The organism is Pseudarthrobacter sp. PvP004 (assembly GCF_017876035.1).
Lineage (GTDB): Bacteria > Actinomycetota > Actinomycetes > Actinomycetales > Micrococcaceae > Arthrobacter > Arthrobacter aurescens_A.
Genome location: NZ_JAGINL010000001.1, coordinates 4,237,250 through 4,260,648, shown reverse-complemented (window position 1 = coordinate 4,260,648; position 23,399 = coordinate 4,237,250). Strand labels below are relative to the sequence as shown.

Below are 23,399 nucleotides of genomic sequence, written 5' to 3'. Positions count from 1 at the left end.
GGTTTCGTGATGAGCGTTACAACAATTCCGTTGAACGGAAAGCAGATCTAGTCGGCGAGTTGGCGCCCTATCCCTCGAGCCGCCGTCTGGAGCGCGGGCACAAGCGCTTGGAGCCGCATCTCCGCAAGGGGCACAACTACCCCGAGCGCCGCCACCGTGCGTCGCTTACCGTTCATCACCGGCACGGCAATGCCCCACGTGTCCGGGTCCACCACGCCAGCCAGTTGCGCGTACCCCTGCTGCGACGCTTCGGCCAGGTAATGACGCACGACGTCGGCAGTCACCTTTCCGAACGGATCCGCGAACTGCTCCAGGTACTCCGCCTGCAGTTCACGCGACTGGTGTGACATCAGGGCCAGCCCTGCTGAGGAAATATGGACAGGCATCCTGCCGGCGATCTGCGCCCTGTTGGCCACCGATCCCCGCCGGGAAAGCCGCTCAACGAAGAGCGCCTCCCATCCGTCAAGCACGGCCAAGTTCACATTCTGGTTGAGGACCTGCTGGATGTCCTCCATGAACGGCATGGCTGCCTGCCGGAGGGCAAGCGTGGGCGAATTCCGGTTCACGAGCTCCCACAGACGCAGCCCCAAGCGGACAGTCCCCCCGGCCCCAAGATCCAGAAGTCCGTGTTCGGAAAGTTGCCGGACCAAGCGATGGGTTGACGAAAGCGGGAGTCCGGCGCGGTGGGCCAGCTCGCTCAGCTGCAGCGAGGGCACCCCTTCCGGAAAGGCCTCGATCAATCGCACCACGCGGTCCACCACAGAATCGCCGGATGCCGAGTTGGCCACGATACGCTCCCTTGCCTCTTGGTCACTGCCTCTAGCCACGGCTTCTTGCTTAGTGTCTCGTCTTCAATATGACGTGACACCCCAAAGCATCTTCCATTCAATGGTAGAACGTGTGCCAGACAACATCATGCGGTGATACAACTCTCATGAATGACCGACCGACCGTTCAGCGGTCGGGCCCACTGAGAAGTACCGAGGACGCTATGCCAACGATGTCATCTGCCCGCCGCTCCCAATGGCCTGTTTGGCTCTGTTGGCTGGCCATGGTCCTGGACGGCTTCGACCTCGTGGTCCTGGGCACCGTCATCCCAACACTCATCAAGACCGGCGAGCTTGGATTCGACGCCGTCGGAGCCACCTTCGCAGCCACCATTTCGTTGGTGGGCGTGGGCCTCGGCGCTCTCTTCATCGCGCCGCTCTCCGACAAGTTCGGACGCCGCAAACTGCTGATCGCCTGCGTGGCAAGCTTCTCGCTGTTCACCATCGGAGTTGCTTTTGCCCCGAACGTCGCCGTCTTCTCCCTGCTTCGCATGCTGGCCGGGCTCGGCTTGGGCGCCTGCCTCCCTGCCGCCTTGGCCTACATCAACGACTACGCCCCGGCCGGATCCGCGGGCAAGTCCACCACACGGACCATGACCGGGTACCACGTTGGCGCTGTTGCAACGGCACTCCTGGCAATTTTCATCGTTCCGAACTGGCGACTCATGTTCATCATCGGTGGCGTTGCCGGCCTCGTGCTCCTGCCGTTCTTGTGGGTCAAGTTGCCTGAATCGCTCCGTGAAGTAACGCCCGTGAAGACCGGCTCAGCAGAGGCCGGCTCGCCAAGGGCTGCCGAACGAAAGCCGAGCGAATCCGCGAACGCAACAACCGGCGTCGAGCATTCAACCGTCGCCAAGCCAAAGACAGGCTTCCGGGACCTCCTGCAGAAGCCCTATCCCATGGTTGCCGTGGGCATCGGCATCGCGTCATTCATGGGCTTGCTGCTGGTTTACGGCCTGAACACGTGGCTGCCGCAATTGATGGCCGCCGCCGGATACCCCGTGAGCACGGGCCTGACGCTGCTGCTGGTCCTGAACCTCGGCGCCGTGGCGGGTCTTTTCCTCGCCGGAGTTCTGGCCGACAAGCACGGGACCAAGAAGATTGTGCTGATGTGGTTTGGATTGTCCGCGGTGTTCCTGGCGATTCTGAGCGTCAAGATCCAGAACGAGTTCCTACTCAACGCTGCGGTGTTCGTCACCGGCGTCTTCGTCTTCAGCTCACAGGTGCTGGTCTACGCCTGGGTCAGCCAGCTTTTCCCGCCCCGCCTCCGCGGAACTGCACTGGGCTTCGCAGCAGGAGTGGGCAGGCTCGGTGCGATCGTTGGGCCTGCCGTGACCGGGACCCTGGTGGCCGCGAACATCGCCTACCCCGCGGGGTTCTACGTATTCGCCGCAGCCGGGATCCTGGCAGTGGCCGCGCTATTCGTGGTGCCGCATGAGGTCAAGACCGCTGACACCAGTGTGCCGGTAGACCACTAGACGCCACGTTGGCCGCTAAGTCGTGCGAGGAATCATCGACTGGCAGAGCGACTCCCGAGCTTTCCCCAGCAACTGCGGTCCGGCAGCGAAGCAGCGGTCCGTAGAGTTCTGAAGCGCCGGGAATGCCTCCACTGCGGAGTCGAAGTGGTCTTCCCGGATCATCAGCTCAATGGCCCGGCACTGGTCTTCTGTGTCCAGGGCGCCCACCATGGCCGAGGAAACCTTGAGGCTGAGGATGGCGTCCATGCTCGCGTCGACGTCGTGCCGGCACAAGCCGTTGGAGATCCTCAGCATCCGGCCGGGCAGCATGGACAGATATGTGGAGAGAAAACGGAGCGCTGGTGTTGAGTCTCCCAACTCGTCAGCCAGCACTGTCAGCTTGCACGGTTCAAGGGCTGTTGCCTCCGGCGTTGGGTCCGGGTCCTTACTCACCGCTGGCTGCCTGGGGAGCTGCGACGCTTTCCGGCGCTGATTTGCTGGGGTTTTTGGTCCAGATGGAGGCGAGCATTCCGATGACCAGGATGGTGGGTGCGCCGTACATGAGGGTGTTCATGACGATGGGTTCGCGGAGGGTGCGGATGGCGTTGCCGACGTAGGGGATGGTGGCGATTTGTTTGTCCACGGTTTTGCCTTGGAGGGTGGCGATCCAGGGGTCGATGCCGTTGTTGGCGTCGCCCTTGGTTTGGACTGCTACTCCGCCGTCGGCGGCGGTGGTGATCTCGGTGATGCGGTGGGTTTCCACCCGCTGGTCTTCGACGGGGATGTGGTAGGTGATGACGTCGCCCACTTTGATGTCCGTGACGGGGGCGGGGACGGTCACGACGACGTCGCCGGGGTTGATCAGCGGCGCCATGGAGCCGGTGAGCATGGTTGAGGTTTGGTAGCCCAGGATCCGTGGTCCGATCGCCAGGAACAGGAACACCATTGCGCCCAGGATCAGCATGCCCGCACCAATTCCCCTGGCTACCTTGCCGGCGACCCGCCGGAATGCACCCGGTTTGCCGTTGGCTGCAGTTGAGGCCGCAGTTCCTGTTGGAATCACGACGGCGGCAGTAACCTTCCCGGCGGAACGCCGGCCATGGACTGCGGGAGTTGAGATGGTGCTCAGCGCGCTCATTGCCTGGCGTTCCTTCCGTGGCTGGGTGGGTCTACCGACGGACCTGATCGGGCAGGGGGGCGCCCGACCAGGCCCGGCGGGGCTGTTGTTGTTTCTGGGGCAGTGCTTACTTGGTGGTTTCGGTGCGTTGGGTGCCGGTGAAGGCGAAGGCGATGGTGGATGCGGCGCCTTGGAAGTCGTTGTTCGCGGTGGTGGGGAACGCGGTGGTGACTTTGAGGTTGTCGGTTTTGGCCGAGGTCAGGGAGGTGAGGTTGTTCAGGACCTTGTTCGCTGCGATGACCGGGCCGGAGGCCAGGACGGTGGTTTTGGTTCCGGTGCAGTTGTAGGGTGCAGCGGCGCCGGTCCAGGCTACGGAGCAGTTTTCGATGGTCAGCTGCAGGCCGTTGGTCACATCGGTGGTGAGCAGGGAGGCGGTGGCGCCGGCGGAGGTGGTGAGGGTGACGTTGTTCAGGTCCGAGTTGCCGGTGTTGGCCAGGGTGACGAGCTTTTCGACTTTGTCGCCGGGCAGCAGGCCCGTGACGGGGACGTTGAGGGTGTTCGCGGGGCCGGGTGCGCCCAGGGCGATGGTGACGGTGCCTGCGGTGACGGCCTGGGAGGCGGAGGTGGAGGAGGTGAACGCGCCGTAGGTGCCCATGCCGGCGACGGCGGCTGCGGTGCCGACCAGTGCGACGGAAGCGAGGATCTTGCCGGAGGTGGTCTTGAGGCTGATGGCCATCTGAGTATGGTCCTTTCGGGAGGCCACCGCGGGTCCGGCCGGCCGTTCTTTTTCAGCCTCTCTGGCTGACAAGAACTACTGTGCCGGGCCAGAATCAAGATCCAATCCTGTGTTCGGTCAACAGTTCCTCAGGAAACCCTCAAGACTTACAGCAGTCACACAAGGTGCCATGTGCAACACTTCATGGTGCACATGAACGGCCGATGAGAGGGCAGGACAAATGCCAATGTGGTTGCAGGCCTTGATGTGGGGAACTCTTGCCGGCGGTGCCTTGGTCCTTGGGGCGGGCATCGCGTGGATGTGGAAAGTACCGCCCAAGATCGTGTCCACGGTGATGGCATTCGGCGCAGGCGTATTGATCTCAGCGTTGGCGTTCGAGTTGGTTGACGAAGCCGTGGAGGGCGGCGGCTTGCTCCCCACAGTCCTCGGTTTCCTCTTAGGCGCCCTGATCTTTGTGGGCTCCAACGCCCTGCTGGCCCGTGCCGGCGCCAAGCATAGGAAACGCTCCGGCGGCTCTCAGCCTTCCGAGAAAGACTCCCCCGGAAGCGGCACGGCCATCGCAGTAGGTGCCCTCATTGACGGCATTCCCGAATCCGTGGTCCTCGGCGTCGGACTCCTCGCCGGTGGAGCAGTCAGCCCCGCCATGCTCGCCGCCGTTTTCATTTCGAATGTTCCCGAGGGGCTCTCCAGCACGGCAGGAATGAAGAAGGCCGGGCGCAGCCCCGCGTACGTCTTTGGTACGTGGATCGGCATCGCTGTGTTCAGCGGGCTTGCTGCACTTCTGGGGTACACCGCATTGGAGAACGCTCCGGAAACCGTGATCGCGTTCATCACCGCCATCGCCGCAGGCGGCATCCTTGCTATGCTCGCCGACACCATGATTCCCGAGGCCTTCGAGGAGCATCACAACCTGACCGGGCTGACTGCCGCCGTCGGCTTCCTGAGTGCCTTCACCATTCATCACGTGGGCGGCTGACGCGCTGCACCGGCATGAGCGGGGAGGGCTGGGTCTAGAAGGGCAGCAGCCCAAGCACCGGCACGGCAACCGCCGTCGAGATTGCCATGGCCGCTGTATTGCCGATGACAGGATGGAATCCGGCCGGCAGCCACGCGGATATGGCCCTGGCTATAGGCGGCGCAAGGACCGCACCCACTACGGCCCCGCCCACCATCGCCGTCCAGGAGCCGCCGTACGCGAGGACTGTTGCAGGAGCCACTGACACGACGGACGCGTAGGTGGCCGCCCACCCGCCGTCGCGGTACCAACCACTCCATAGCGTGACGCCGATGGCCGACGTCAGCGCTTGGGCAAACAGTATGTGTGGCAACAGGCCCGTTCCGTACGACGACAACCCCGGGTTCAGGACAAACGCCGCGCCCACGGCCAGGATCACGCAGGCGCCGGCGAGTTCGTTGGCAAAGAAGTGGGTTTCGGTGAAGTCCCTGAGGACCCGACGCGCCGCCCACTGGACGTCCCTGAGAAATTTCGGGATAGGGCCCGACGGCGGCAGCTCGGTTTGCGTCGCCGGCCGAGGCTCCCGCAGGACAAGCCACGGCAGCCGCCGGGCAAGCATGAACGAGATGACCGACCCCACTGACATAGCCAGGACACACGCCACCACGGCTGGCAGGCCAAGCGGCGCAGAGACGGTAGGGATGAACAGCAACGCCAGCGGTGTGGTGGTGGCTGCCCCCAGGACAGCGCCGGTGATGCAGGTCCGCCACCCCGCCCCGTAGAGAAGAACCATGGCGGGGGCGACGCACACCAACGGCACGAATGTTGGCTGCCACCCGTCGTCGAGCATCCATCCGAACGCCAGGTTGGACAGCATCAGACTCAGTGACGCCGAGGTCAGGACCCACGGCCACAGGCCTGTGCCGTAGCTGAGCGTGCCGGCCCATTTCGCGCCTCGTCGGCCGGCCCACCACGCAGCCGTGGCACCCGCGAGCAGTCCGAGCGCTGCAAGATCGGACTTGTAGAACAGGGGCTCGGTCATGTCGCCGAAGAACCAGCGCAGGGCGGCAAGCGACGAAACGGTGGTGTCCTGTGCCCAGCCCTCGTAGCCGGGACCAAGCCCCGGCGAATGCTGCGCCAGCATGTGGAGGAGAAATGCGAATCCACCGATGACGGCGGCCATTCCAAACGCTCCCAGGGCGGTGCCGGCGGCGGTGCGTTCGCCGCCTGTTTGGAGCGAAGGTTCCGACGACGATTCCGCCGGATTTTCCGACTGCGGGACGGCGTTGTCGGCTGCGAAAGAGTGCGTCATTGGTGGCCCTAAGCGTGCGGAGTGGCGTGGCTTTGAGCAGCGTAACGGACCGTTGGATGCAGTCCGCAGCCGCCGTGCTACGGGAGATTTGTGACCGACCGGCGCCCAGGCCCCAGGGCTGCCCGTGGTCGAGCCGGGGCCACCCGGCGCTCACCCTTAGTGGGTGATCTTTCTGTTCAATCGTTACCTATCCTCTGAAGGCACGCACAGTTGGGCGTCAGCGAATTGAGAATGGTGTTGTGGTCCTGCCGGGGATCGGTTCCCGTGCCGGATGACGGCGGTCCAGCCCGGGCCGAATGAACGATGGGAAAGACACCATGAGCTTTTTGGAATCGTTGTGGAGCATCATTGTTGCTTTTTTCTTTATTGCTTACCTGATCCTCCTCTTTCAGATCATTTCCGATCTTCTCCGCGATAAAGCCCTCAGCGGTGGCGTCAAAGCATTGTGGATCCTGTGCCTGTTTGTGGCTCCCTTTATCTCCGCATTGATCTACGTGATCATGCGCGGGAAGGGCATGGCCCTACGCAGTGAAATACGGGTCCGGGAATCCGTTGAAGAGGCGGAGAATTACATTCGTGAAGTCGCCGGAGCCCCATCGCCCACCCAGCAAATCGAAGCAGCCAAGGCACTGCTTGCGGCTGGAGATATAACCGAAGCCGAGTACGCTCGCCTCAAGGAGATCGCTTTGGCCTGACTCAGGCTACGGTCCGCCATTCCCGTACGGCCGAAAGGGACCGCATGACGCGATTGAAGGCATTTCCGCTGCTGGAGAGCGGACCGTTTCGATTCGGCCTCATCGCAGCGCTCGGTGTACTGGTCGCCTTGGCCTTGGGCTCCGCCGTCATCACGCTGCGGTATTCGCTGACCTTGATCTTTGCGGCCCTGTTTATTTCACTGGGGCTCTATCCCTTGGTTCGCTGGCTGGAACGCTGGAAACTCTCCCGCGGTGGCGCCGTCCTTGCTGTGGCGGTTGGCTTCCTGGTGCTTGTAGTGGTGCTGATCCGTTTCATTGTCCCGATTCTGGTGGAGGAGGGCGCCGCGCTGGTCCGGGTGCTTCCTTCCAGCTTTGATGCGGTGGGCGAACAGGAATGGTTCCGGGACTTCAACGGCTCCCTGGGCGGAGCACTGTCGCCGTTGCTCGAATGGCTGGAAACCTCGGCCGCGGATCCAAATGTGTGGCTTGCCATTGGCGGCGGCGCCGTGCAGGTTGGCTACAACGTGGTCAACGGAACCTTCGCCGTGATCTTCGTAGTAGTCCTGACGCTCTACTTCGTGGCCGGGCACGAGGTCATGAAGTCCAACCTTTATGCGCTGGTTCCGGCTTCCCGCCGGGAATCTTTCGCTGATATCTCGGAAACAATCATCGCTTCCGTGGGTAAATACCTGAGTGGAATGTCAATTCTCGCCCTGCTAAATGCGATCTTCACCTTCATTGTCCTGTCGGTTGCCGGGGTGAGATATGCGGCAGTACTCGCGGTCCTGGCATTTCCTATCACCCTCATACCTTTGGTGGGCAGTGCGATCAGCACCGCAATCATCACAGTGGTTTCGCTTTTCACGTCTCCCGCAACTGCACTGGTGGTTTTCCTCGTCATGCTGGTCTACATGCAGGTGGAGGCCTACGTACTGACGCCCCGGGTAGTGGGGAAGGCGATCAGCATCCCGGGCTCCTTGGTCCTCATCGGCGCGATGGTGGGAGGGACGCTTCTGGGCCTGCTGGGGGCGCTGATAGCGTGCCCCACCACAGCCTCGATTCTGCTGATCATCAAGAAGGTTGTCATACCGCAGCAGAACGCCAAGTAGCGCGGCATGCAAGGACTACTGAACGACGTCGATGTTGTCGCCTTGATCTTGTTGGCGCTCCACATCGTGCTCGGATCAATCGCGGCGGTGATGGTCTCAGCCAATCGCCGCCCGTCGTCCGCCATTGCCTGGGTACTGGCGATTACCTTCATCCCCTACCTGGGAATGGTGGCGTTCCTGCTGGTGGGCCGCGGCAAGCTTCCCAAGGCTCGGCGGGAGAAGCAGCGCGCCGTGAACGAGCTCATACTGGCACGGACGCCAGGCCTCTCAGCAGTCAGCCACAGTGAGGAGTGGCCCGCCTGGCTGCGGTCCGCCGTCGAACTTAACCTCCGTCTGGGCGCGCTGCCCATGGTGGGCGGCAACCGGGCCGAGTTGCTGGAGGACTACAAGGGTTGCTTCGATCGAATGATCGCGGACATCGACTCCGCCACGGAGTACGTGCATGTGGAGTTCTACATTCTGGCGTTGGATCCCACTACGGCTCCGTTCTTCGAGGCCATGGCCAGAGCACGCGCGCGTGGCGTGGCGGTCAGGGTCCTGTTCGATCATTTGGCGGCGGTGCGTGATCCCACGTATCGGGACATGCTGCGCGCTTTTGAGGGGATGGGCGCCGAATGGCATGCCATGCTCCCCCTCCGACCGTTCAAGGGACAATGGCAACGCCCGGACCTGCGCAACCACCGCAAGCTGGTGGTGGTGGATGGAAGGGTGGGTTACACGGGTTCGCAAAACCTCATCGACGCGTCCTACAACAAGAAAAGCAACGTCAGGCGCGGGCTCCAATGGCACGAACTGATGGTGCGGTTGGAAGGGCCAGTGGTGCGCGAGCTCAACGCCGTGTTCGTCACTGACTGGTACAGCGAATCCGAGACCCTGCTGCCGCTGGACACCTCCCCGGTTGTCCTCGGTTCCGCGCCCGAGCTCATCGACGCCCAGATCCTGCCGAGCGGCCCCAGCTTCGACAATGACAACAACCTCAAGCTGTACACCACGCTCATCTACAAGGCCGAGCATCGCGTCAGCATCACCAGCCCCTACTTCGTGCCCGACGAAGCCATCCAGTTGGCCATCATTACGGCCGCCTCCCGGGGCCTCAGCGTGGAGCTCTTTGTGTCCGAAGTGGGCGACCAAGCCATGGTTTATCACGCACAGCGTTCCTACTACGAAGTTCTGCTGCGGGCCGGTGTCCGCATCTACCTGTACAAGGCCCCGCAGGTCCTGCACGCCAAGCACTTCACAGTGGATTACGACGTCGCTGTGATCGGCTCAAGCAATATGGATGTCCGATCGTTCAGCCTCAACATGGAAGTCTCCGTGCTGGTTCACGGACGCTCCATCGTGGACCAAATGCGGGCTGTTGAAGACAGCTACCGGGAGGCCAGCACGGAGTTGCTGCTGGAGGATTGGCTCCGGCGCCCAGTGGGCCACGTGGCACTGGATAACCTGGCCCGGCTGACGTCGTCGCTTCAGTAGCCGCTCACGTCACTAGCCCGGCTGGGTTAAGTCAGTCGTCCAGCTGGAGATACCACGTCACGCCGGCACTGATACCCCTGCCCAGCAGCAGCGAGAATGCTATTGCCATGACCACTGCGAATTCGGTGGACAAGCCAGGCAAAAGCCCTGAAAGGGCACCAATGCCAACGGAGTATGCGGACCACAGGATGCCGGCAGCCACTGAATAAAGGATGAACCTTCCCCGCGGAACGGGCGTGATGGCGCTGGCCACGTTCATGGTGAGCCGCCCCAAGGGAACGAACCTGGACGTCAGGACCCACGACGCTGCGTGCTTGGCTAAGCGCTCCCGGGAAGCGTGCAGGGCCTTCTGGGTCCGGGGGCCACGGAGTATCCTCCAGTTGGCCATATCCCGGTGCCGGACCAGTTCATACGCCCCCACATCGCCGGCCACGGCACCGGCCAGCATCGCCACCACCAACAAGAACCCGTTCGGAAGGTTATCCGTCGCTGAAAGAGCTCCCAATGCCACAAACAGGGACGTCGTGGGAATTGGCGGGAAGACGGCAGACAACGCCACGAAGATCGCTCCGAGCGGGTAGACCCACCCGGAATCCGCGGCGCTCATGATGTCCTTAAAAGCCTGCACGGTGAAACCCCTCTCCCGGGCCTCGTCCAAGCGTCTCACGGCCGCCAAGATCATCCTTACGTCCTGGAGTCGCCACGCGGATCGCCTTTACCGGGTGAATCCTCGATACCCCGCCCTACACTGAAGGAGTGGACGACCAAGGTGGTACCCGCCCGGACCTCTTGAGCCTGAAGCCAACTGCGGTCCCCCGGCTGCCCTTGGTCCTGCTGGCTCGATCCCGACTCGTGGCCAAGCTCGACGACACGGCCGATACCGTCCTCATCTGCGCCCCTGCCGGGTACGGAAAAACAGTGCTTCTGAGCCAGTGGCTGGAAGATCAGGCACACAAGGTGGCGTGGCTCAGCCCCAACCAACACAACAGGGAAGCGCTTTGGCCCGCGATGTTGCAGGCGCTGAGGCGATGCCCGGCCATCCCGCCCGGTGCACTCAGGCAATTTTCCGGAGACGAAGAAGATGCCGTGGAAGTCCTGGGCGATCTGGCCCAGGAGCTGGCCTCCACCGGCACTACCGTTCGCCTGGTCATCGACGGAGTGGACGGCTTCAGTTCGGATGAACGCGAGCGTTGGATTCCGGCGCTGCACAACCAATCCGGACCACCCATCCAGCTGGCACTCGTTGCACGGGACAGCACTGCGGTTGATGCCGGACCTGCCCGGCTCAGCGGCCGCATCGTGGAACTGCGCTCGAGTGACCTGGCTTTCAGTCTTGAGGAGATCAACGTACTGGCAGCAAAGACGACCACCCTGACGGGGGTGAACCAACGGCGCGAGCTGTTCAGGCAGACCGCGGGCTGGCCTGCCTGTGTAGTCCTCGCGCTGCGTTACCTGCGCGAAGCCGCCGATACCGAGGCCCCCTTGGGAGACATCGCTGCCAACAACCGGCAGCTCTCCGATTACCTGGACCACCACATCATCCGCACCCTTTCCGGTGAAGAACGGCATGTCCTTTCCAGTACCAGTGTGTGCCGCGTGGTGGTTGCTGCTCAGGCCAATACCCTTGCAGGCCACCGGAACGCCGGAAGCATCCTCTCCAGCTTGGCCGATGACCGCGACCTTGTTGAATCGGCAGGTAGCGGGCGGAAAGTCTTCCTGGTCCATCCCCTGATCCGTGCGTTCTTCAGGGCCGAACTAGCCCGGAAGCAGCCAGACGAACTACTCCGCTTCAGCCGGATCGCCGCCCAGTGGCATGAGCAGGCCGGCGAACCCGAAGCGACGCTCAGGCACGCCCTGGACTCGGCGGACAACGGCCTGATCGGCGAAGTCCTTGAACGGCACGGCGCATCACTCCTGGGGTCCGGTGAAGTCATGCAGGTCCGCCGTGCGATAGCGGCTTTGCCCGATGCCGCCTTCGCCACGAACCCCACGCTCTGCGTGGTTGCCGCCCTGGCACACGTGGAAAGCCGTCAGCCCACCACCGCAACCCGCTACATGGCCGCGGCTAACCGAACCCGGGCAGACGACTTACCTCCCGATCTCCGCGAACTGCAGGCATTGGCAAAAGCACGCCTTTCCTGGTTCAACGATGGCTGGGAAGACCAGGACCCGCAAGCCACGGCGGACTATGCTGCCCTCCGTTTCTCGAGGCAAAGTGATGTCCGCATCGAGGCGAGAATGGTCAGCGTCACCGCCGCACTGGTGGAAGGGAAATATGGAACCGCGGAGAACGAGGCTTCCGCCGCCCTGATGGAGGCCACCGAGGCGGGCAACGCCTACCTCGCCGGCAAGGTGTACCTCAAACTCGCCGCCACCTACTCCATGCAAGGCCAGCTACGCCGTGCCAGTCACTTCCTGCGGCTCGCCGAGGACAAGCTTCCGGCACACGTGTGGACGGCCGGAGCCGGCAGGTCGGTTGGAGCCCTGATGCATGCCTCTGCTGCGCTCCTCCGAGCGGAACCAGCAGAAGCCCTGCGTTTCGCTGCAGCCGGCGTTGCCGAACTCGGTCAACTCGGGGCTGCCTCCAAGGGTGTGGGAGCTGCCATGCGAGCCACCTTGGAAATAATCACTGCGTGCGCGCACATGGATTCCGGGGACAGGCGCAACGCTCTTGAAGGCATGCGCCAAGCCCGCCTGCGCATCGGCAGGGACCATCTCTTTGCACAACCCTTGGCTGCCTGCATCGCTGTCATTGAGCACACGGCCGCGCTGGTACTGGGGCATGCCGACCATGCCCGGGAGGTCCTGGAATGGGCGGAGGAGCGAATACCAGGAACGGGTGAGCTTTGCCTCCTCCGCGCCCAGGGTCCAGCAGGGATCAGCCGATTCGACGCCGCTGCCGATCGGCTCAAGCCGTTTCACACCGGTGCGGTGAAGCCCGTGCTGGAATGGACCCGGCTCCACGTTAACGTCCTGGAATGCTCCATGGCCATCCGGACCGGACGACGGTCACTTGCCGGCAAAATTCTGGAAGAAGCCCTGCGTCAAGCCGACGACCTGGACGTGCTCCGGCCCTTGGCAATCGCGCCCCACGAGGTCATTGATCTCCTGGTGGAAAGGGCAGGTTCCTACGGACCCCAAGAGACTCTCGCTCAGCGCCTGCTGGTTTTGCGGCCGCCCACCGATGCCCGGCGGGCGCAGGCCTTGACTCCCCGGGAACGGGAAGTCCTCACTCTTCTTCCGTCTCACTTGTCGCAGGAACAGATGGCAGCGGAACTCCACTTGTCCGTGAACACCGTGAAGACGCACGTTCGGATTATCTATTCGAAGCTGGGGGCCGGTTCGCGGCATGACGCGGTGGCCGCAGCCTACAAGAGCGGATATTTGCCGTAGCCGTGACCTCGGAAGACGCTGCTCATCGATCTGGCCCTCGGCTACTCGGCAGGATAACTACGGATAACCCCCGGAGGGCAGCAAAGAGGCCCCGACCCTGCAGAACCAGCAGCAGAATCGGGGCCTCTTTGTCATTCAGACGGTTATGCCTTCTTGCGTGTGACCAGTCCCCAAATGATGAGTACCAGCAGTGCGCCGCCGATTGCGAGCAACCACGTGGAAAGCGACCAGAACTCGTTGATGCCTACATTGAAGAGCGCGCTGCCGATCCAACCGCCCAGGACAGCACCCACGATGCCCAGGAGGATCGTGGCGATCCATCCGCCACCCTGCTTGCCGGGCTTGATGGCCTTTGCGATGGCTCCGGCAATCAAACCCAAAACAATCCAACCGATGATTCCCATTTTTCTTTCTCTCTTTCATGAAGAGGCCCCAGTTCGGCATAAGGACGCATGCCGCTATCGGCCTGATTGTTGGCTACCAGCTGAGCCGTCGGAGCATACCGACGGTTTGGCTGGCAGACGGCCTGCCGGCAGGATCGGGGTCTGTCATGGCATGAAGCACCATGGACCAGCGCCGCCGCACCGTGCCGGGAATTCGGGGTTCTCCAAGAGTCCTTGCCACCATGGACTCAAGGGGAGGGCCTGGGAACGCTTTGGTTCCGGTCAGGCATTCGAGGGCAACCAGTCCCAGCGAGTAGATGTCGCTGGCGGTTGTGGACGTTCCGCCGCACACTTCTTCAGGGCTGAGGTAGTGCGGTGTGCCCGAGGACGAGTTGGGCACACCGTGGCGTCCGTTGAGGGCAATTCCGAAGTCGGCCAGTTTAGCGACTCCAGGGCCGCCGGGATCGGACGCGAAGTCCACCAGGATGTTGCCCGGCTTGATGTCGTTGTGGACAATTCCCCTGCGATGAACGTGGGCCAAGGCGCGGGCAACGTCGGTCATCCACGCGGCAGTTTGTTCCGGGGACGCGGGCTTGTCCTGCAGGATCCACCGCAGGTCCTTACCGGCCACCAGCTCCATCACCACGAAGTGGCGGTTGTCCTGACCGACGCCGACGCCGTCGCCACGGGAGTCGGTGTCACCGGAGTCGAGAATCCTGACGATGTTCCTGTGCCGCAAACGTCCATGGATTTCCAGCTCCCGCCGAAAAGGGGCGTTGTCCAAGGAGTTCGTTGACCTGAAGATCTTGACCGCCACCGTTTTGCCGGAGAGCAGATCCCATGCCTCGTTGACATACGCTTCCGAGCCGCCACCCAGTTGGGCACCGAGCCGGTAACGCCCTCCAAGCAGCACGTCCTGGTGCACCGATTTTGCGCCTGCATTTGCACTGGCATTTGCGGCCGGGCGCTCAGCAGTTGCGGCCCCGCGATCAGCGCGGACGGCCGCCCGGTCAAGGAGCGTCACTGCAGGAGGGATTCGATTTCGGCGGCGGGCACTCCGGTCACGTCGGCCAGAGCGCGAGGGTCGACTCCGGCGTCGACCGCTTTTTTGAACGTCAGTTCCAGGGTGTTCTGGGCGATTGCCAGTTCATGCTGCAGGCTCTGGCGGCGGAGAGCGGCGATCCAGACGCCGCTCACGGGGTCCAGGGCGTCGATATCCATCCGGAAGCCGCAACCGCAAGCCCACTCCGGCCAGATGGGTTCCACTGAAACCCACTGCATGGAGTCATATGATGGCCCGGCGGAGATGGCCATGTGTGCACCGCAATGCACGGGCCCCTCGGGAATAACCTGCTCCGTGACTACGTCAACGGTATTCTCAGCCACTGGTGTGGAGCTTGGTTCACGCAGCGCGACTGTCATCGTTCTCTCCCACACATTCCCTAGTAAGTAGCTTGGCTATCTAGTTATATGTGTACTTACTACTTAAGTCCAGTCGGGATTATGTGGCGATGGTGTCAATTGCGCCGCGCATACGCCTGAGAAATTCAACCACTACCGCGGATTCCTCGGCACTCAAGGTGCCCGCAACCTCCATCATTCGGGCGTGCATGTCGCCCAGAGTGCTGCGTACTTCCTGGTCCGACCCTGGGGTTGGTTTGAGGATGAGTGCCCGCCTATCAGTGGGATGCGGTTCGCGGATGACGTATCCGGACCTGACCAGCCGATCCACCAGCGACGTCATGGAAGCGGACGTCATACCCAGGCGGACCGTCAGCTCTTTTGGCCCCACGTCCCTGCCCGCGCGCTCGGCTTCCAGCAGGTACCGCAGGGCCAACAGGTCCGTTTCACCCATTCCCATGGAGGCCTGGGTGCGGCGCCGCATGTCGGCTTCGGCCGAGCGATAGTCCCTGAGTGCATTCAGGACGTCAACGGCGCCCATCTGCTTGCGGCTCTCCAGTCCGTACCAATAGCCCTGACGTTCACCTTTGTCGCTCATCACCAGTCCTTTGGTAGACATGTATCTCGATTGTCTAAGCAATTGATACTAGGTGATTTGCTCGGATGGCGCAGACCGTCACCGGTCCCCGGGTGGCTAAGCGTCCGGACCAACGGCCCGTAGTCGCCGCCAAACAGCCGGAGCTGCCACCACTGCAACGCCGACGGCGGCACCAATGACGGTCTCAACGATGCGATCACGCAGCAGTAAGGCAGGATCAACCGGCGCCGCCAACAGCGTGGCGATCAACGCCAGCGGCGTCACAAACACCTGCGCCACCAGGTACTGGCGGGCAATGAACATCTCCGCTCCGAACTGGCACGCGGCAATGACCAAAACCATGGCCCACGGCGCGGGATTCAGCCACAGAATGCCGGCCAGCAAAACCAGCCCAATCACCGTACCCGCGATCCTTTGAATACCACGGCTCACCCTGTGACGAGTCGAATGACCCACCAACGGAACTACGGCCGCCACCATGGCCCAGTAGGTATGACCGAACCCCAGCCGTTCCCCCACCAAAGTCGCGATGGTCCCCGCCAGGCCCGCAGCCACCAGGTAGCCGCCGCCTTCAAGCCAGATCGCCCGGCGCTCGGCTGAGGTGTGACGGATGGGCGGCGGCCGTTTCCACGGCGTCCGGTGGCTTTTGAGTACGCGCGAAGACATGCCGATGAGCAAGCAAAAGACTGTGGTCCCCACCGCAACCAGCATGGCTTCCCAGAGGGGAGGCTGCGCGGCGATGGAAGCAATGGCAGCGAAGGCAAAAATGTGAAAGAGTGAGCCGCCGGGCCGCAGCCGCCACGCGGCCACCACCACGGAACAAACACCGGCCACAACGGTAGTCGCAGCCGTCAGGAGCCAGGAATATGCTGCACCTTCGATGCCTCCAGCTTGAGCAAAACGGGCCATGAGCGTGGCCAGAAGAATGATCAAAAGCATGAAGCCGCCGGCGCGCAACTGGCTCCGGAACCGCACGCTGTGGGGCTCATTCCGGCCATAAATTCCGGTGAAGGCACCAAACGACGCAAACACGGCAAGGTCCAGCCGGCCCAGCAGCGTCAACGTAATCAGCGGAACAAACACACCTACAGCGCAGCGGAGTGCGGGATGGTGGTCCTTGTTTCCAGGGCCCATCGTGAACATTTCCGCTACAGCATTCAAGGAGCGGCTCGCCTTTCGTCGCAGGATCAAAAGTACGACGGCGGCGCTGGCGTCCGCTTCAAGGTTACGCCCGGGATTTAGGGCTACCCCGGTAATGGGCGTAGATAGTGCCCCTCATCACGTGGGCGAGGGGCACTGCCTCTGGACAAATTTCTGGGGTCAGAAGAGCGAGGGAGCCCCTGGAACCGGCGAGGTGCCAAGCTGGTTGCCAGCGACGTCAGTCAAGCCGGAGGCGGGGGTGTAAGTGGGGAAGATAGTGGTTGAAGAAAGGGTCGCCCCTCCAGCGTTCCCTCCACCCAAAGTGACGGTGAGTGTTTGGGATGTTGAGCTCCAGTGCAAAATGCCGCCACTGTTGGCTGTATTGAAACTCAAATTGCTCGATGTGTAGTCTCCTCCGAGAGCGACCGAGCCTACTCGTAGCACGGGGCAGCTGTTGGTGGTCACGGAGAGAACGTCGTTAGCACCGACATTCACCACCACCCGGTTATTCCCGTTGCCGCTCACAGTTTGTGTGCTGGCGGGGCTGGTCCAGGTACTGCAGATGGTGCTGGCCTTGAGCGGCTCTGAGAACGTCAGCGTTACATAATCGCCTGACTCAACCTTGCCGGGCGTTGCTCCACCGTTAGTGAGCTGAACCCCGGTCACCGTCGGTGCGGTCACATCCTTCGTGGAATCTGCCGTACCTGCAGTGCCGGTGTTGCCGGCTGCATCTGTTGCCCTGGCGGAGTAGTTGATGGTTCCGTCAGTGAAGTCCCTAAGATCAACCGGAGTTGCCGTCCAGTTTCCCGAACCGTTGGCCGTCATGGTTTGCGTCAAAGGCTGGGCCCCGGCACCGGTGACCGTGAGAACCACGGTTGAACCGGGTTCGGCGGTGCCGCTGACAGGAACGCTGTTCACGGTGCTTGAATTCACGTAGAGAGGAGCAGCAATCACAGGTGCTCCCGGCGGAGTCGCGTCCATGGCCGTAGCCGTGCTCCTGGTGCTTTCCGCGCCTTGCCAGGCCGACAACAACGGGGTGACCGCGTAATACCAGGTCCCGGTAGGAACGTTGTTGTCCACGCAACTGAGGGCGGCGATGGTACCCGTGCAGGTTCCTGCCGCAGCGATCCCGGTACCTGCGGTGGCTGTGGCGTAGCGCGCGATGCTGTAGCCGGTTACGGGCCGGCCTGCCGCCGTCGTACTCGCCGTCCACGTGACCGTCACGCTGGTACCGGAAACCGCGGTAGTGGGCCTCGCGCCCTGGGCTACGGCGTCGGCCTTGGCCGCACCGAATCCGCTGCTGACCGAACCCCAGAACGCACTGGCAGCCGGCCCTCCCCAGGAAACCAAAAGTATCCCGAGGACAATCACGACGATCCTGTTCCAGCGTCCAAAGGTGGCGGACGAGGACGTCGCCCGGCCCGTGGCCTGATCAAGCCGGCTCATTTCCGTACCTCCAGAGTGACGGGAACGTTGAATTGGGCACCTTGGCAGGCTGACACGGACGCCGCACTCATGCTGGCCGCATTGCCGAGCGTGAGCTGGATGGAGGTGTTCGGCTGGATGATTACTGCGGGGGTCAAGGGTGCGGCCGGGGGCGTGAACGTCACTCCGGTGGTGGCGCATCCCGGGTGCCCGGAGCCGGCAGTCACAGGACCGCTCGCCGCAATGCCGTAGATGGTGACGGCGTGGGCGTTGAGGTTGGTGGCGCGCAGAATGACGTCGGCAGTCCCACCGGGGACCAAACTGGTTTGCAGGGTATCGCCAGGGATGAGTGCGTCCACTGTGACGGCCTGCATGGTGCCATTCGTTGCCGATCCACTACCAATTCCGGTGGTAGTCCAGTAGGCGTACGCGGAGCCTGCACCGCCGAGGATGCAGAGGGCCACGGTGGCAGCGGCTGTTCGTGCCAGGCGTCCGGTGCCTGGAGTGCGCGGGGTTCGGACTGTCGCAGTCATGTCAGTTCGCCTGTCCCGTGCCGGAGTACGTGAGCTTGAGGGTGGCGCCTTTGCAACCGTCCTGGAGCTTGGAGGTGTCGAGCATGGCGATCTGCGGTCGTTTGGACTCCGGCACGCCGAGCTCGGAAAGGGTGCGGACGCCAGGTGCAACCGTCAGCGGGTACACCCCCGAATATTGGGTGATCTTGTAGTCCGCCGTGGTGCAGGGCAGGTTGGCAGCCACCGCCGCTGAGGTTCTGACCACTTGGCTGATAGCCATGGTCAGATTGGTCACCGCGATGCTCTTGTTGTGGGAGTTGGAAATCTGGAGATTCACGGGCCTGGTGATTCCCGGTGCGAGCAAACCATCCACCGAGCCGGAAACGTCAAAGGTCCGCTTAACCTCCAGGACGTGCAGCTGCGCGGGCGCTGACGCCTGCACTGATCCGCTGGTGCCCTTCACCGTGAAGTCCGTCTTACCGGCAACTATGGTGGGGCCCGTCTGCACTGTCATGGTCACCTGCGCGGTGCTTCCGGAGGTGAGAACCACCTCCGACGGTTGCCACGCCACTGCCGCGCCTGCCGGCAGCCCACTGGCGGCGAACGTGACAGTCCCGGCGAAACCTCCCGTTGACGTGGCTGACACGGTAAACGAGGTGGACTGCCCCGGGTCCAGGGTCCGGCTTGAGGGAGACAGCGCCACCGCAATCCCCTTGGAAACCTTGGCCTGGTTCCCTTGCGAGGTGCCCTGCCCGCTGCTAGCTGCGAGGGCCGCCACCGGGACGAAAGCAACTAGGAGCGCAAGTATCAGCGCACGGAGTGGCAATCTTGTTCGGTGGAACGGCGTTGTTCGCGTTGGCCGGTGGTCCATGGAAGCTCTTTTCGGACGTGTTCGGTGCTGCGGGCAGGAATGCGTAGGCCGGGGACCACCACTCGCAAGGTGGTCCCCGGCGCTCCGACGCTAGCTGCTGGTGACGTTGACCTTTACGACTGCACCCTTGCAGGCGTCTTGGTTCGCCGCTTCGTCCTTGAATTTCAGGACGCCGGCGCCCACGGATGTTCCTGTGGTGTTGGCCGCGACCGAGCTGTTGCTGGTGACGGCCGTGACCTCGAACCATTCCGGAAGACAGCTCGCCACATCGGTGGTCACATTGGCGCTGAGCGCCCCAACCACGGTGCTGGAGGTCGTGGCATTGTCGGCAGTGTAGGCAACGCTAACCTGGTTGCCCGGCGCCAGCCCGCCTGCGAACGTCGCGTGCAGCGTGACCTGTCCGCCACCGGCCGAGTTGGTTGCCGTGCCGTTGCCCGAACCGGTGGTGGTCCAGTAGGCGTAGGCAGCTCCGCCACCCACCGCTACCAATGCAACGCCTGCGGCGGCTGCGGTGACCCGGCTCTTCTTGGAAAGCTTGCGCATGATAAGACTCCTTGGTTGATCTACGTCCCGGGGAGCCGCGTCGCAACCCCCAGCATCCGATCGTTCTTGTCGGATGAAGCGATGTCCCCAATGGTTCATTCAGCACAAGCCCTGTGGCTAGCTTTCCGGGTACGCCTCTTTTCATTCGAACAGGGATTAGAAAATACCCACCTTCATGATGCAGGTACTTAGTTTTTGTCCTCGGACTACTTGGTCCGTTGCCAGAAATTACTGTCAGATTAGGGCTGGGAATACTCGATTTCCCGGAGTATGTCCAAGAAGTGGACAGGGCCTCAAAGCTGCGTCACCGCCGAATCGGGGCATGTGTGCGCGAACATTGTGCCCATCTTGAGCTAAAACTGCGCTGGCGTTCGATTGCTTCGGCATCATGACTTAACCCCCGACGGCGGCCAGCCGCCTCCCAGAGGCAACCATCCGCCGTCGTACTACTGCTGCAGTCTGCGCCGAGACACCCGTCGATCAGGGCCGCTGTCACACCGGCTGCGGGCAACGATTCCAAGGAGCTGAAGCTGTAGAGCTGGATGCCATCGATTCCCGGGCGTTCGGCCAGTTCGTGGATCAACGCGTCCCGCGACTAGCGCTCGCCTGCCAGGAGCCGCCGGGCGAGCGGTCCCTTCTTGCTGAGGAACTTCAACGACGAACCGACGCCGATCTTGATGGCCAGCGAATTGAGCTTGGCCTTGGGCACCGCGCCTGCGGCGCCGGCAGTCACCGGAAGGTCGCGCCTTCCCTCCGCAGCCGGCCACCACAACCCTCATCTCGCCGCTGGTGATTTCCGCGATGTCGAGACCTTTGGGCGCGCGAGTAGCGGCTGTTGTGGAGGGGCGCTTAGCCGTGGGCGGCGAGGATGGTGGAGCGGCGCTTAGCCGTGGGCGGCGAGGATGGTGGAGGCTTCCTGGCGGGTGGTGCCGGAGGACTCGATGTGGGAAAGGGCGGCCGGGATTTCCCAGCCCTTCTTCCGCATCGCGGTGGCCCACAGGCGTCCGGCCCGGTACGAGGACCGCACCAACGGCCCGGACATGACACCGAGGAACCCGATTTCTTCGGCCTCGTGCTGGAGGTCCACGAATTCCTGCGGCTTGACCCAGCGGTCCACGGGCAAGTGCCGCTCGGACGGGCGCAGGTACTGGGTGATCGTGATCAGGTCACAACCGGCCGCGTGCAGGTCACGGAGCGCTTCGGAGATTTCCTCGCGGGTCTCGCCCATGCCCAGGATCAGGTTGGACTTGGTCACCATGCCAAGGTCCCGGCCCTGGGTGATGACATCCAGGGACCGCTCGTACCGGAACGCCGGACGGATCCGCTTGAATATCCTCGGCACGGTCTCCACGTTGTGCGCGAACACCTCGGGCTTGGAATCACAGATCGCCGCGATGTGCTCGGGCTTGCCGGAGAAATCAGGGATCAGCAACTCCACGCCCGTGCCCGGGTTCAGCTCATGGATCTTCCGGACCGTTTCGGCGTACAACCACACACCCTCATCGGCCAGGTCATCACGGGCCACCCCGGTCACCGTGGCGTAGCGCAACTGCATCGCCTGCACGCTGCGGGCCACCTTGGTGGGTTCGAACATGTCCACCGGGGAGGGTTTGCCGGTATCGATCTGGCAGAAATCACAGCGCCGGGTGCACTCGGACCCGCCGATCAGGAACGTCGCTTCCTTGTCTTCCCAGCACTCAAAAATGTTCGGGCAGCCGGCCTCTTCACACACCGTGTGCAGGCCTTCCTTCTTCACCAGGTTCTTGAGCTGGACGAACTCCGGCCCCATCTGGACCTTGGCCTTGATCCACTCGGGCTTACGTTCAACCGGGACCGCCGAGTTACGCTGCTCAACGCGCAGCAACTTACGGCCTTCAGGTGCGAGTGTCATGAGTTTCTTCCTTGTTGGTATTCCATTTTCGCAGGAGCGCCCGCGATCAGCATTCGACGACGTTGACGGCGAGGCCGCCCATCGCTGTTTCCTTGTACTTGGAGGACATGTCCTTGCCCGTTTCACGCATGGTCACGATCACCTCATCCAAAGACACCCGGTGCGTCCCGTCCCCCCACAACGCCATCTTCGCGGCGTTGATCGCCTTCGCCGCCGCGATCGCGTTCCGCTCAATACACGGGATCTGCACCAAACCCCCGATCGGATCACACGTCAACCCCAGATTATGTTCCATCGCGATCTCCGCAGCGTTCTCCACCTGCCCCGGCGAACCACCCATCACCTCAGCCAACCCCGCAGCAGCCATCGACGACGCCGAGCCCACCTCACCCTGGCACCCCACCTCAGCCCCCGAAATGGACGCCTGCTCCTTATACAACACACCCACCGCACCCGCGGCGAGCAGGAACTTCACCACCACATCGTCCTTATCGGCCTGGCTGGCCTTGTCCATGCCCGGCGCGTAATTCAACGCGTAATACAACACCGCAGGAATGATCCCCGCCGCACCATTGGTCGGCGCCGTCACCACCCGGCCACCCGAAGCGTTCTCCTCGTTCACCGCCAACGCGATCAGGTTCACCCACTCCTGCCAATACTTCGGATCATTCCGGTCCTTGTCCTCCTTCAGCAGCCGCTCCAACCAGCCAGGAGACCGACGCCGGACCTTCAACCCCCCGGGCAGCACACCCTCACGCTTCAACGACGTTTCAACACACGCCTCCATCACGGACCAGATATGCAAAAGACCCTCCCGGATCTCCTCCTCACTCCGGGACGCACGCTCATTGATGAACATGATGTCGCTGATCCCCAACCCCTTGGACGAACACCGGCCCATCAACTCCGCCGCCGTCCTGAACGGCAACGGCAACTCCGCCTTCGTCTCCTCCAACTCGGCCCGGGCAGCGTCCTCCTCACCCTCACGGACAATGAACCCGCCACCCACCGAAAAGAACGTCGCCTCCCTGAGAACATTCCCCTGGGCATCAGACACCTGGAACTTCATCCCATTCGTATGCCGCGGCAACACCGTCAACGGATGCAACACCATATCCTCCACCGCATACGGCAGCTCCACACCGCCCCCGGACGCACCACCCAGATTCAGCACACCCGTCTCCGCGATCGTCGCCAGCCGCTCCTCCACCTCGTCAGGCAGGATCAACTCGGGGTGAAAGCCCTCCAAGCCCAGCAGCGTGGCCGTCATAGTGCCGTGCCCACGACCCGTCGCAGCCAACGAACCATACAGATCAACCCGCAGCGACGCCACGGAACCCAGGACACCGGCGTCCTTGAGTTCGCCAGCGAACACCGCCCCAGCCCGCATCGGCCCCACAGTATGAGAACTCGACGGGCCAATACCCACAGAGAACAGATCAAAAACACCAACAGCCATGGCTGGGATCCCTTTCAGGGAAGAGTGAAACAAACAAGAATGTGGGGCCGGGCCAAATCCCTAGCCAAGGCAGGCCCAGCCCCTGTGGAAGCCGAGTGCAGC

At 62.7% G+C, this 23,399-nt stretch carries 24 protein-coding genes; 6 read left to right on the top strand and 18 right to left on the bottom strand.

The genetic code is table 11. The annotated features are described in order from the left end of the window. Window positions 1–47: 47 nt before the first annotated feature. Window positions 48–788, bottom strand: coding sequence for an IclR family transcriptional regulator (locus J3A64_RS19410; RefSeq protein WP_011776577.1), 741 nt, complete (start codon window positions 786–788; stop codon window positions 48–50). A 203-nt stretch (window positions 789–991) separates the two neighbouring features. Between J3A64_RS19410 and J3A64_RS19405 the strand changes: the two genes are divergently transcribed. Next, on the top strand, window positions 992–2,305 hold the full coding sequence (locus J3A64_RS19405) for an aromatic acid/H+ symport family MFS transporter (RefSeq protein ID WP_210065444.1): 1,314 nt from the start codon (window positions 992–994) through the stop codon (window positions 2,303–2,305). A gap of 15 nt (window positions 2,306–2,320) precedes the next feature. On the opposite strand, the gene J3A64_RS19400 is transcribed toward J3A64_RS19405, so the two are convergent. The 3 genes from J3A64_RS19400 to J3A64_RS19390 form a co-directional block, all read right to left on the bottom strand. Then, a complete protein-coding gene (locus tag J3A64_RS19400) occupies window positions 2,321–2,737 on the bottom strand; it encodes an Hpt domain-containing protein (RefSeq protein WP_014923182.1) in 417 nt (138 codons plus the stop codon). Then, window positions 2,730–3,422 (bottom strand): signal peptidase I, encoded by a 693-nt coding sequence (locus J3A64_RS19395; protein WP_210065442.1) that lies wholly within the window; start codon window positions 3,420–3,422, stop codon window positions 2,730–2,732. Before J3A64_RS19395 ends, J3A64_RS19400 begins: the two co-directional genes overlap by 8 nt. Window positions 3,423–3,528: 106 nt before the next feature. Continuing rightward, window positions 3,529–4,137, bottom strand: coding sequence for a TasA family protein (locus J3A64_RS19390; protein ID WP_286176140.1), 609 nt, complete (start codon window positions 4,135–4,137; stop codon window positions 3,529–3,531). 220 nt (window positions 4,138–4,357) lie between these two features. Here J3A64_RS19390 and J3A64_RS19385 point away from each other — a divergent pair, with 220 nt between their 5' ends. Beyond that, window positions 4,358–5,113: a ZIP family metal transporter gene (locus J3A64_RS19385; protein WP_210065441.1), complete on the top strand. Its 756-nt coding sequence runs from the start codon at window positions 4,358–4,360 to the stop codon at window positions 5,111–5,113. A 34-nt stretch (window positions 5,114–5,147) separates the two neighbouring features. Here J3A64_RS19385 and J3A64_RS19380 read toward each other — a convergent pair whose 3' ends face one another. Then, a complete protein-coding gene (locus tag J3A64_RS19380) occupies window positions 5,148–6,404 on the bottom strand; it encodes a hypothetical protein (RefSeq protein WP_210065439.1) in 1,257 nt (418 codons plus the stop codon). A 317-nt stretch (window positions 6,405–6,721) separates the two neighbouring features. Here J3A64_RS19380 and J3A64_RS19375 point away from each other — a divergent pair, with 317 nt between their 5' ends. The 3 genes from J3A64_RS19375 to cls are packed head-to-tail and all read left to right on the top strand — an operon-like array spanning window position 6,722 to window position 9,681. Continuing rightward, the gene (locus J3A64_RS19375; protein ID WP_238324414.1) at window positions 6,722–7,099 is read left to right on the top strand and encodes an SHOCT domain-containing protein; all 378 of its coding nucleotides are present in this window, start codon (window positions 6,722–6,724) and stop codon (window positions 7,097–7,099) included. A gap of 44 nt (window positions 7,100–7,143) precedes the next feature. After that, window positions 7,144–8,208: an AI-2E family transporter gene (locus J3A64_RS19370; RefSeq protein WP_210065437.1), complete on the top strand. Its 1,065-nt coding sequence runs from the start codon at window positions 7,144–7,146 to the stop codon at window positions 8,206–8,208. Window positions 8,209–8,214: 6 nt separating this feature from the next. Next, complete coding sequence (gene cls, locus J3A64_RS19365; protein WP_210065435.1) at window positions 8,215–9,681, top strand: cardiolipin synthase; 1,467 nt, start codon at window positions 8,215–8,217, stop codon at window positions 9,679–9,681. A gap of 31 nt (window positions 9,682–9,712) precedes the next feature. Here the strand turns inward: cls and J3A64_RS19360 are convergent, their stop codons facing one another. Continuing rightward, entirely contained in the window at window positions 9,713–10,348 is a 636-nt protein-coding gene (locus J3A64_RS19360) for a VTT domain-containing protein (protein WP_307807213.1), read from the bottom strand. An 89-nt stretch (window positions 10,349–10,437) separates the two neighbouring features. Here J3A64_RS19360 and J3A64_RS19355 point away from each other — a divergent pair, with 89 nt between their 5' ends. Beyond that, window positions 10,438–13,074 (top strand): LuxR C-terminal-related transcriptional regulator, encoded by a 2,637-nt coding sequence (locus J3A64_RS19355; RefSeq protein ID WP_210065430.1) that lies wholly within the window; start codon window positions 10,438–10,440, stop codon window positions 13,072–13,074. A gap of 143 nt (window positions 13,075–13,217) precedes the next feature. On the opposite strand, the gene J3A64_RS19350 is transcribed toward J3A64_RS19355, so the two are convergent. The 12 genes from J3A64_RS19350 to J3A64_RS19295 form a co-directional block, all read right to left on the bottom strand. Next, window positions 13,218–13,478 carry a GlsB/YeaQ/YmgE family stress response membrane protein gene (locus J3A64_RS19350; protein ID WP_011776589.1) on the bottom strand — a complete coding sequence of 87 codons (261 nt, stop codon included), beginning with the start codon at window positions 13,476–13,478 and terminating at the stop codon, window positions 13,218–13,220. A 73-nt stretch (window positions 13,479–13,551) separates the two neighbouring features. Next, a complete protein-coding gene (locus J3A64_RS19345) occupies window positions 13,552–14,481 on the bottom strand; it encodes a serine/threonine-protein kinase (protein ID WP_210065428.1) in 930 nt (309 codons plus the stop codon). Further along, on the bottom strand, window positions 14,478–14,843 hold the full coding sequence (locus J3A64_RS19340; RefSeq protein WP_286139902.1) for a hypothetical protein: 366 nt from the start codon (window positions 14,841–14,843) through the stop codon (window positions 14,478–14,480). The genes J3A64_RS19345 and J3A64_RS19340 overlap by 4 nt, the downstream gene beginning before the upstream one ends. 115 nt (window positions 14,844–14,958) lie before the next feature. Then, window positions 14,959–15,477, bottom strand: coding sequence for a MarR family winged helix-turn-helix transcriptional regulator (locus J3A64_RS19335; RefSeq protein ID WP_043806427.1), 519 nt, complete (start codon window positions 15,475–15,477; stop codon window positions 14,959–14,961). A gap of 75 nt (window positions 15,478–15,552) precedes the next feature. Then, window positions 15,553–16,617, bottom strand: a complete 1,065-nt coding sequence (locus J3A64_RS19330; RefSeq protein ID WP_210065426.1) for an FUSC family protein — start codon at window positions 16,615–16,617, stop codon at window positions 15,553–15,555. Between the two features lie 159 nt (window positions 16,618–16,776). After that, a complete protein-coding gene (locus tag J3A64_RS19325) occupies window positions 16,777–18,042 on the bottom strand; it encodes an Ig-like domain-containing protein (protein WP_210065424.1) in 1,266 nt (421 codons plus the stop codon). After that, complete coding sequence (locus J3A64_RS19320; RefSeq protein ID WP_210065422.1) at window positions 18,039–18,554, bottom strand: hypothetical protein; 516 nt, start codon at window positions 18,552–18,554, stop codon at window positions 18,039–18,041. Before J3A64_RS19320 ends, J3A64_RS19325 begins: the two co-directional genes overlap by 4 nt. Before the next feature lies 1 nt (window position 18,555). Beyond that, complete coding sequence (locus tag J3A64_RS19315) at window positions 18,556–19,404, bottom strand: hypothetical protein (protein ID WP_210065421.1); 849 nt, start codon at window positions 19,402–19,404, stop codon at window positions 18,556–18,558. A gap of 90 nt (window positions 19,405–19,494) precedes the next feature. After that, entirely contained in the window at window positions 19,495–19,947 is a 453-nt protein-coding gene (locus J3A64_RS19310; RefSeq protein WP_210065419.1) for a hypothetical protein, read from the bottom strand. Window positions 19,948–20,542: 595 nt separating this feature from the next. Beyond that, a complete protein-coding gene (locus J3A64_RS23795) occupies window positions 20,543–20,680 on the bottom strand; it encodes a hypothetical protein (protein ID WP_286176407.1) in 138 nt (45 codons plus the stop codon). A gap of 150 nt (window positions 20,681–20,830) precedes the next feature. Further along, complete coding sequence (gene lipA / locus J3A64_RS19300; protein WP_014921380.1) at window positions 20,831–21,838, bottom strand: lipoyl synthase; 1,008 nt, start codon at window positions 21,836–21,838, stop codon at window positions 20,831–20,833. 46 nt (window positions 21,839–21,884) lie between these two features. Continuing rightward, window positions 21,885–23,297, bottom strand: coding sequence for an L-serine ammonia-lyase (locus J3A64_RS19295; protein WP_210064495.1), 1,413 nt, complete (start codon window positions 23,295–23,297; stop codon window positions 21,885–21,887). Window positions 23,298–23,399: the final 102 nt, after the last annotated feature.

Excerpts from the sequence above, each read along its gene's own strand:
- J3A64_RS19370 (WP_210065437.1), top strand. The coding sequence starts at position 7,144 with ATGACGCGATTGAAGGCATTTCCGCTGCTGGAGAGCGGACCGTTTCGA.
- J3A64_RS19310 (WP_210065419.1), bottom strand. The coding sequence starts at position 19,947 with ATGCGCAAGCTTTCCAAGAAGAGCCGGGTCACCGCAGCCGCCGCAGGC.
- J3A64_RS19295 (WP_210064495.1), bottom strand. The coding sequence starts at position 23,297 with ATGGCTGTTGGTGTTTTTGATCTGTTCTCTGTGGGTATTGGCCCGTCG.
- J3A64_RS19395 (WP_210065442.1), bottom strand. The coding sequence starts at position 3,422 with ATGAGCGCGCTGAGCACCATCTCAACTCCCGCAGTCCATGGCCGGCGT.
- J3A64_RS19335 (WP_043806427.1), bottom strand. The coding sequence starts at position 15,477 with ATGTCTACCAAAGGACTGGTGATGAGCGACAAAGGTGAACGTCAGGGC.
- lipA (WP_014921380.1), bottom strand. The coding sequence starts at position 21,838 with ATGACACTCGCACCTGAAGGCCGTAAGTTGCTGCGCGTTGAGCAGCGT.
- J3A64_RS19405 (WP_210065444.1), top strand. The coding sequence starts at position 992 with ATGCCAACGATGTCATCTGCCCGCCGCTCCCAATGGCCTGTTTGGCTC.
- J3A64_RS19325 (WP_210065424.1), bottom strand. The coding sequence starts at position 18,042 with ATGAGCCGGCTTGATCAGGCCACGGGCCGGGCGACGTCCTCGTCCGCC.
- J3A64_RS19350 (WP_011776589.1), bottom strand. The coding sequence starts at position 13,478 with ATGGGAATCATCGGTTGGATTGTTTTGGGTTTGATTGCCGGAGCCATC.
- J3A64_RS19390 (WP_286176140.1), bottom strand. The coding sequence starts at position 4,137 with ATGGCCATCAGCCTCAAGACCACCTCCGGCAAGATCCTCGCTTCCGTC.
- J3A64_RS19315 (WP_210065421.1), bottom strand. The coding sequence starts at position 19,404 with ATGGACCACCGGCCAACGCGAACAACGCCGTTCCACCGAACAAGATTG.
- J3A64_RS19385 (WP_210065441.1), top strand. The coding sequence starts at position 4,358 with ATGCCAATGTGGTTGCAGGCCTTGATGTGGGGAACTCTTGCCGGCGGT.
- J3A64_RS19375 (WP_238324414.1), top strand. The coding sequence starts at position 6,722 with ATGAGCTTTTTGGAATCGTTGTGGAGCATCATTGTTGCTTTTTTCTTT.
- J3A64_RS19380 (WP_210065439.1), bottom strand. The coding sequence starts at position 6,404 with ATGACGCACTCTTTCGCAGCCGACAACGCCGTCCCGCAGTCGGAAAAT.
- cls (WP_210065435.1), top strand. The coding sequence starts at position 8,215 with ATGCAAGGACTACTGAACGACGTCGATGTTGTCGCCTTGATCTTGTTG.
- J3A64_RS19320 (WP_210065422.1), bottom strand. The coding sequence starts at position 18,554 with ATGACTGCGACAGTCCGAACCCCGCGCACTCCAGGCACCGGACGCCTG.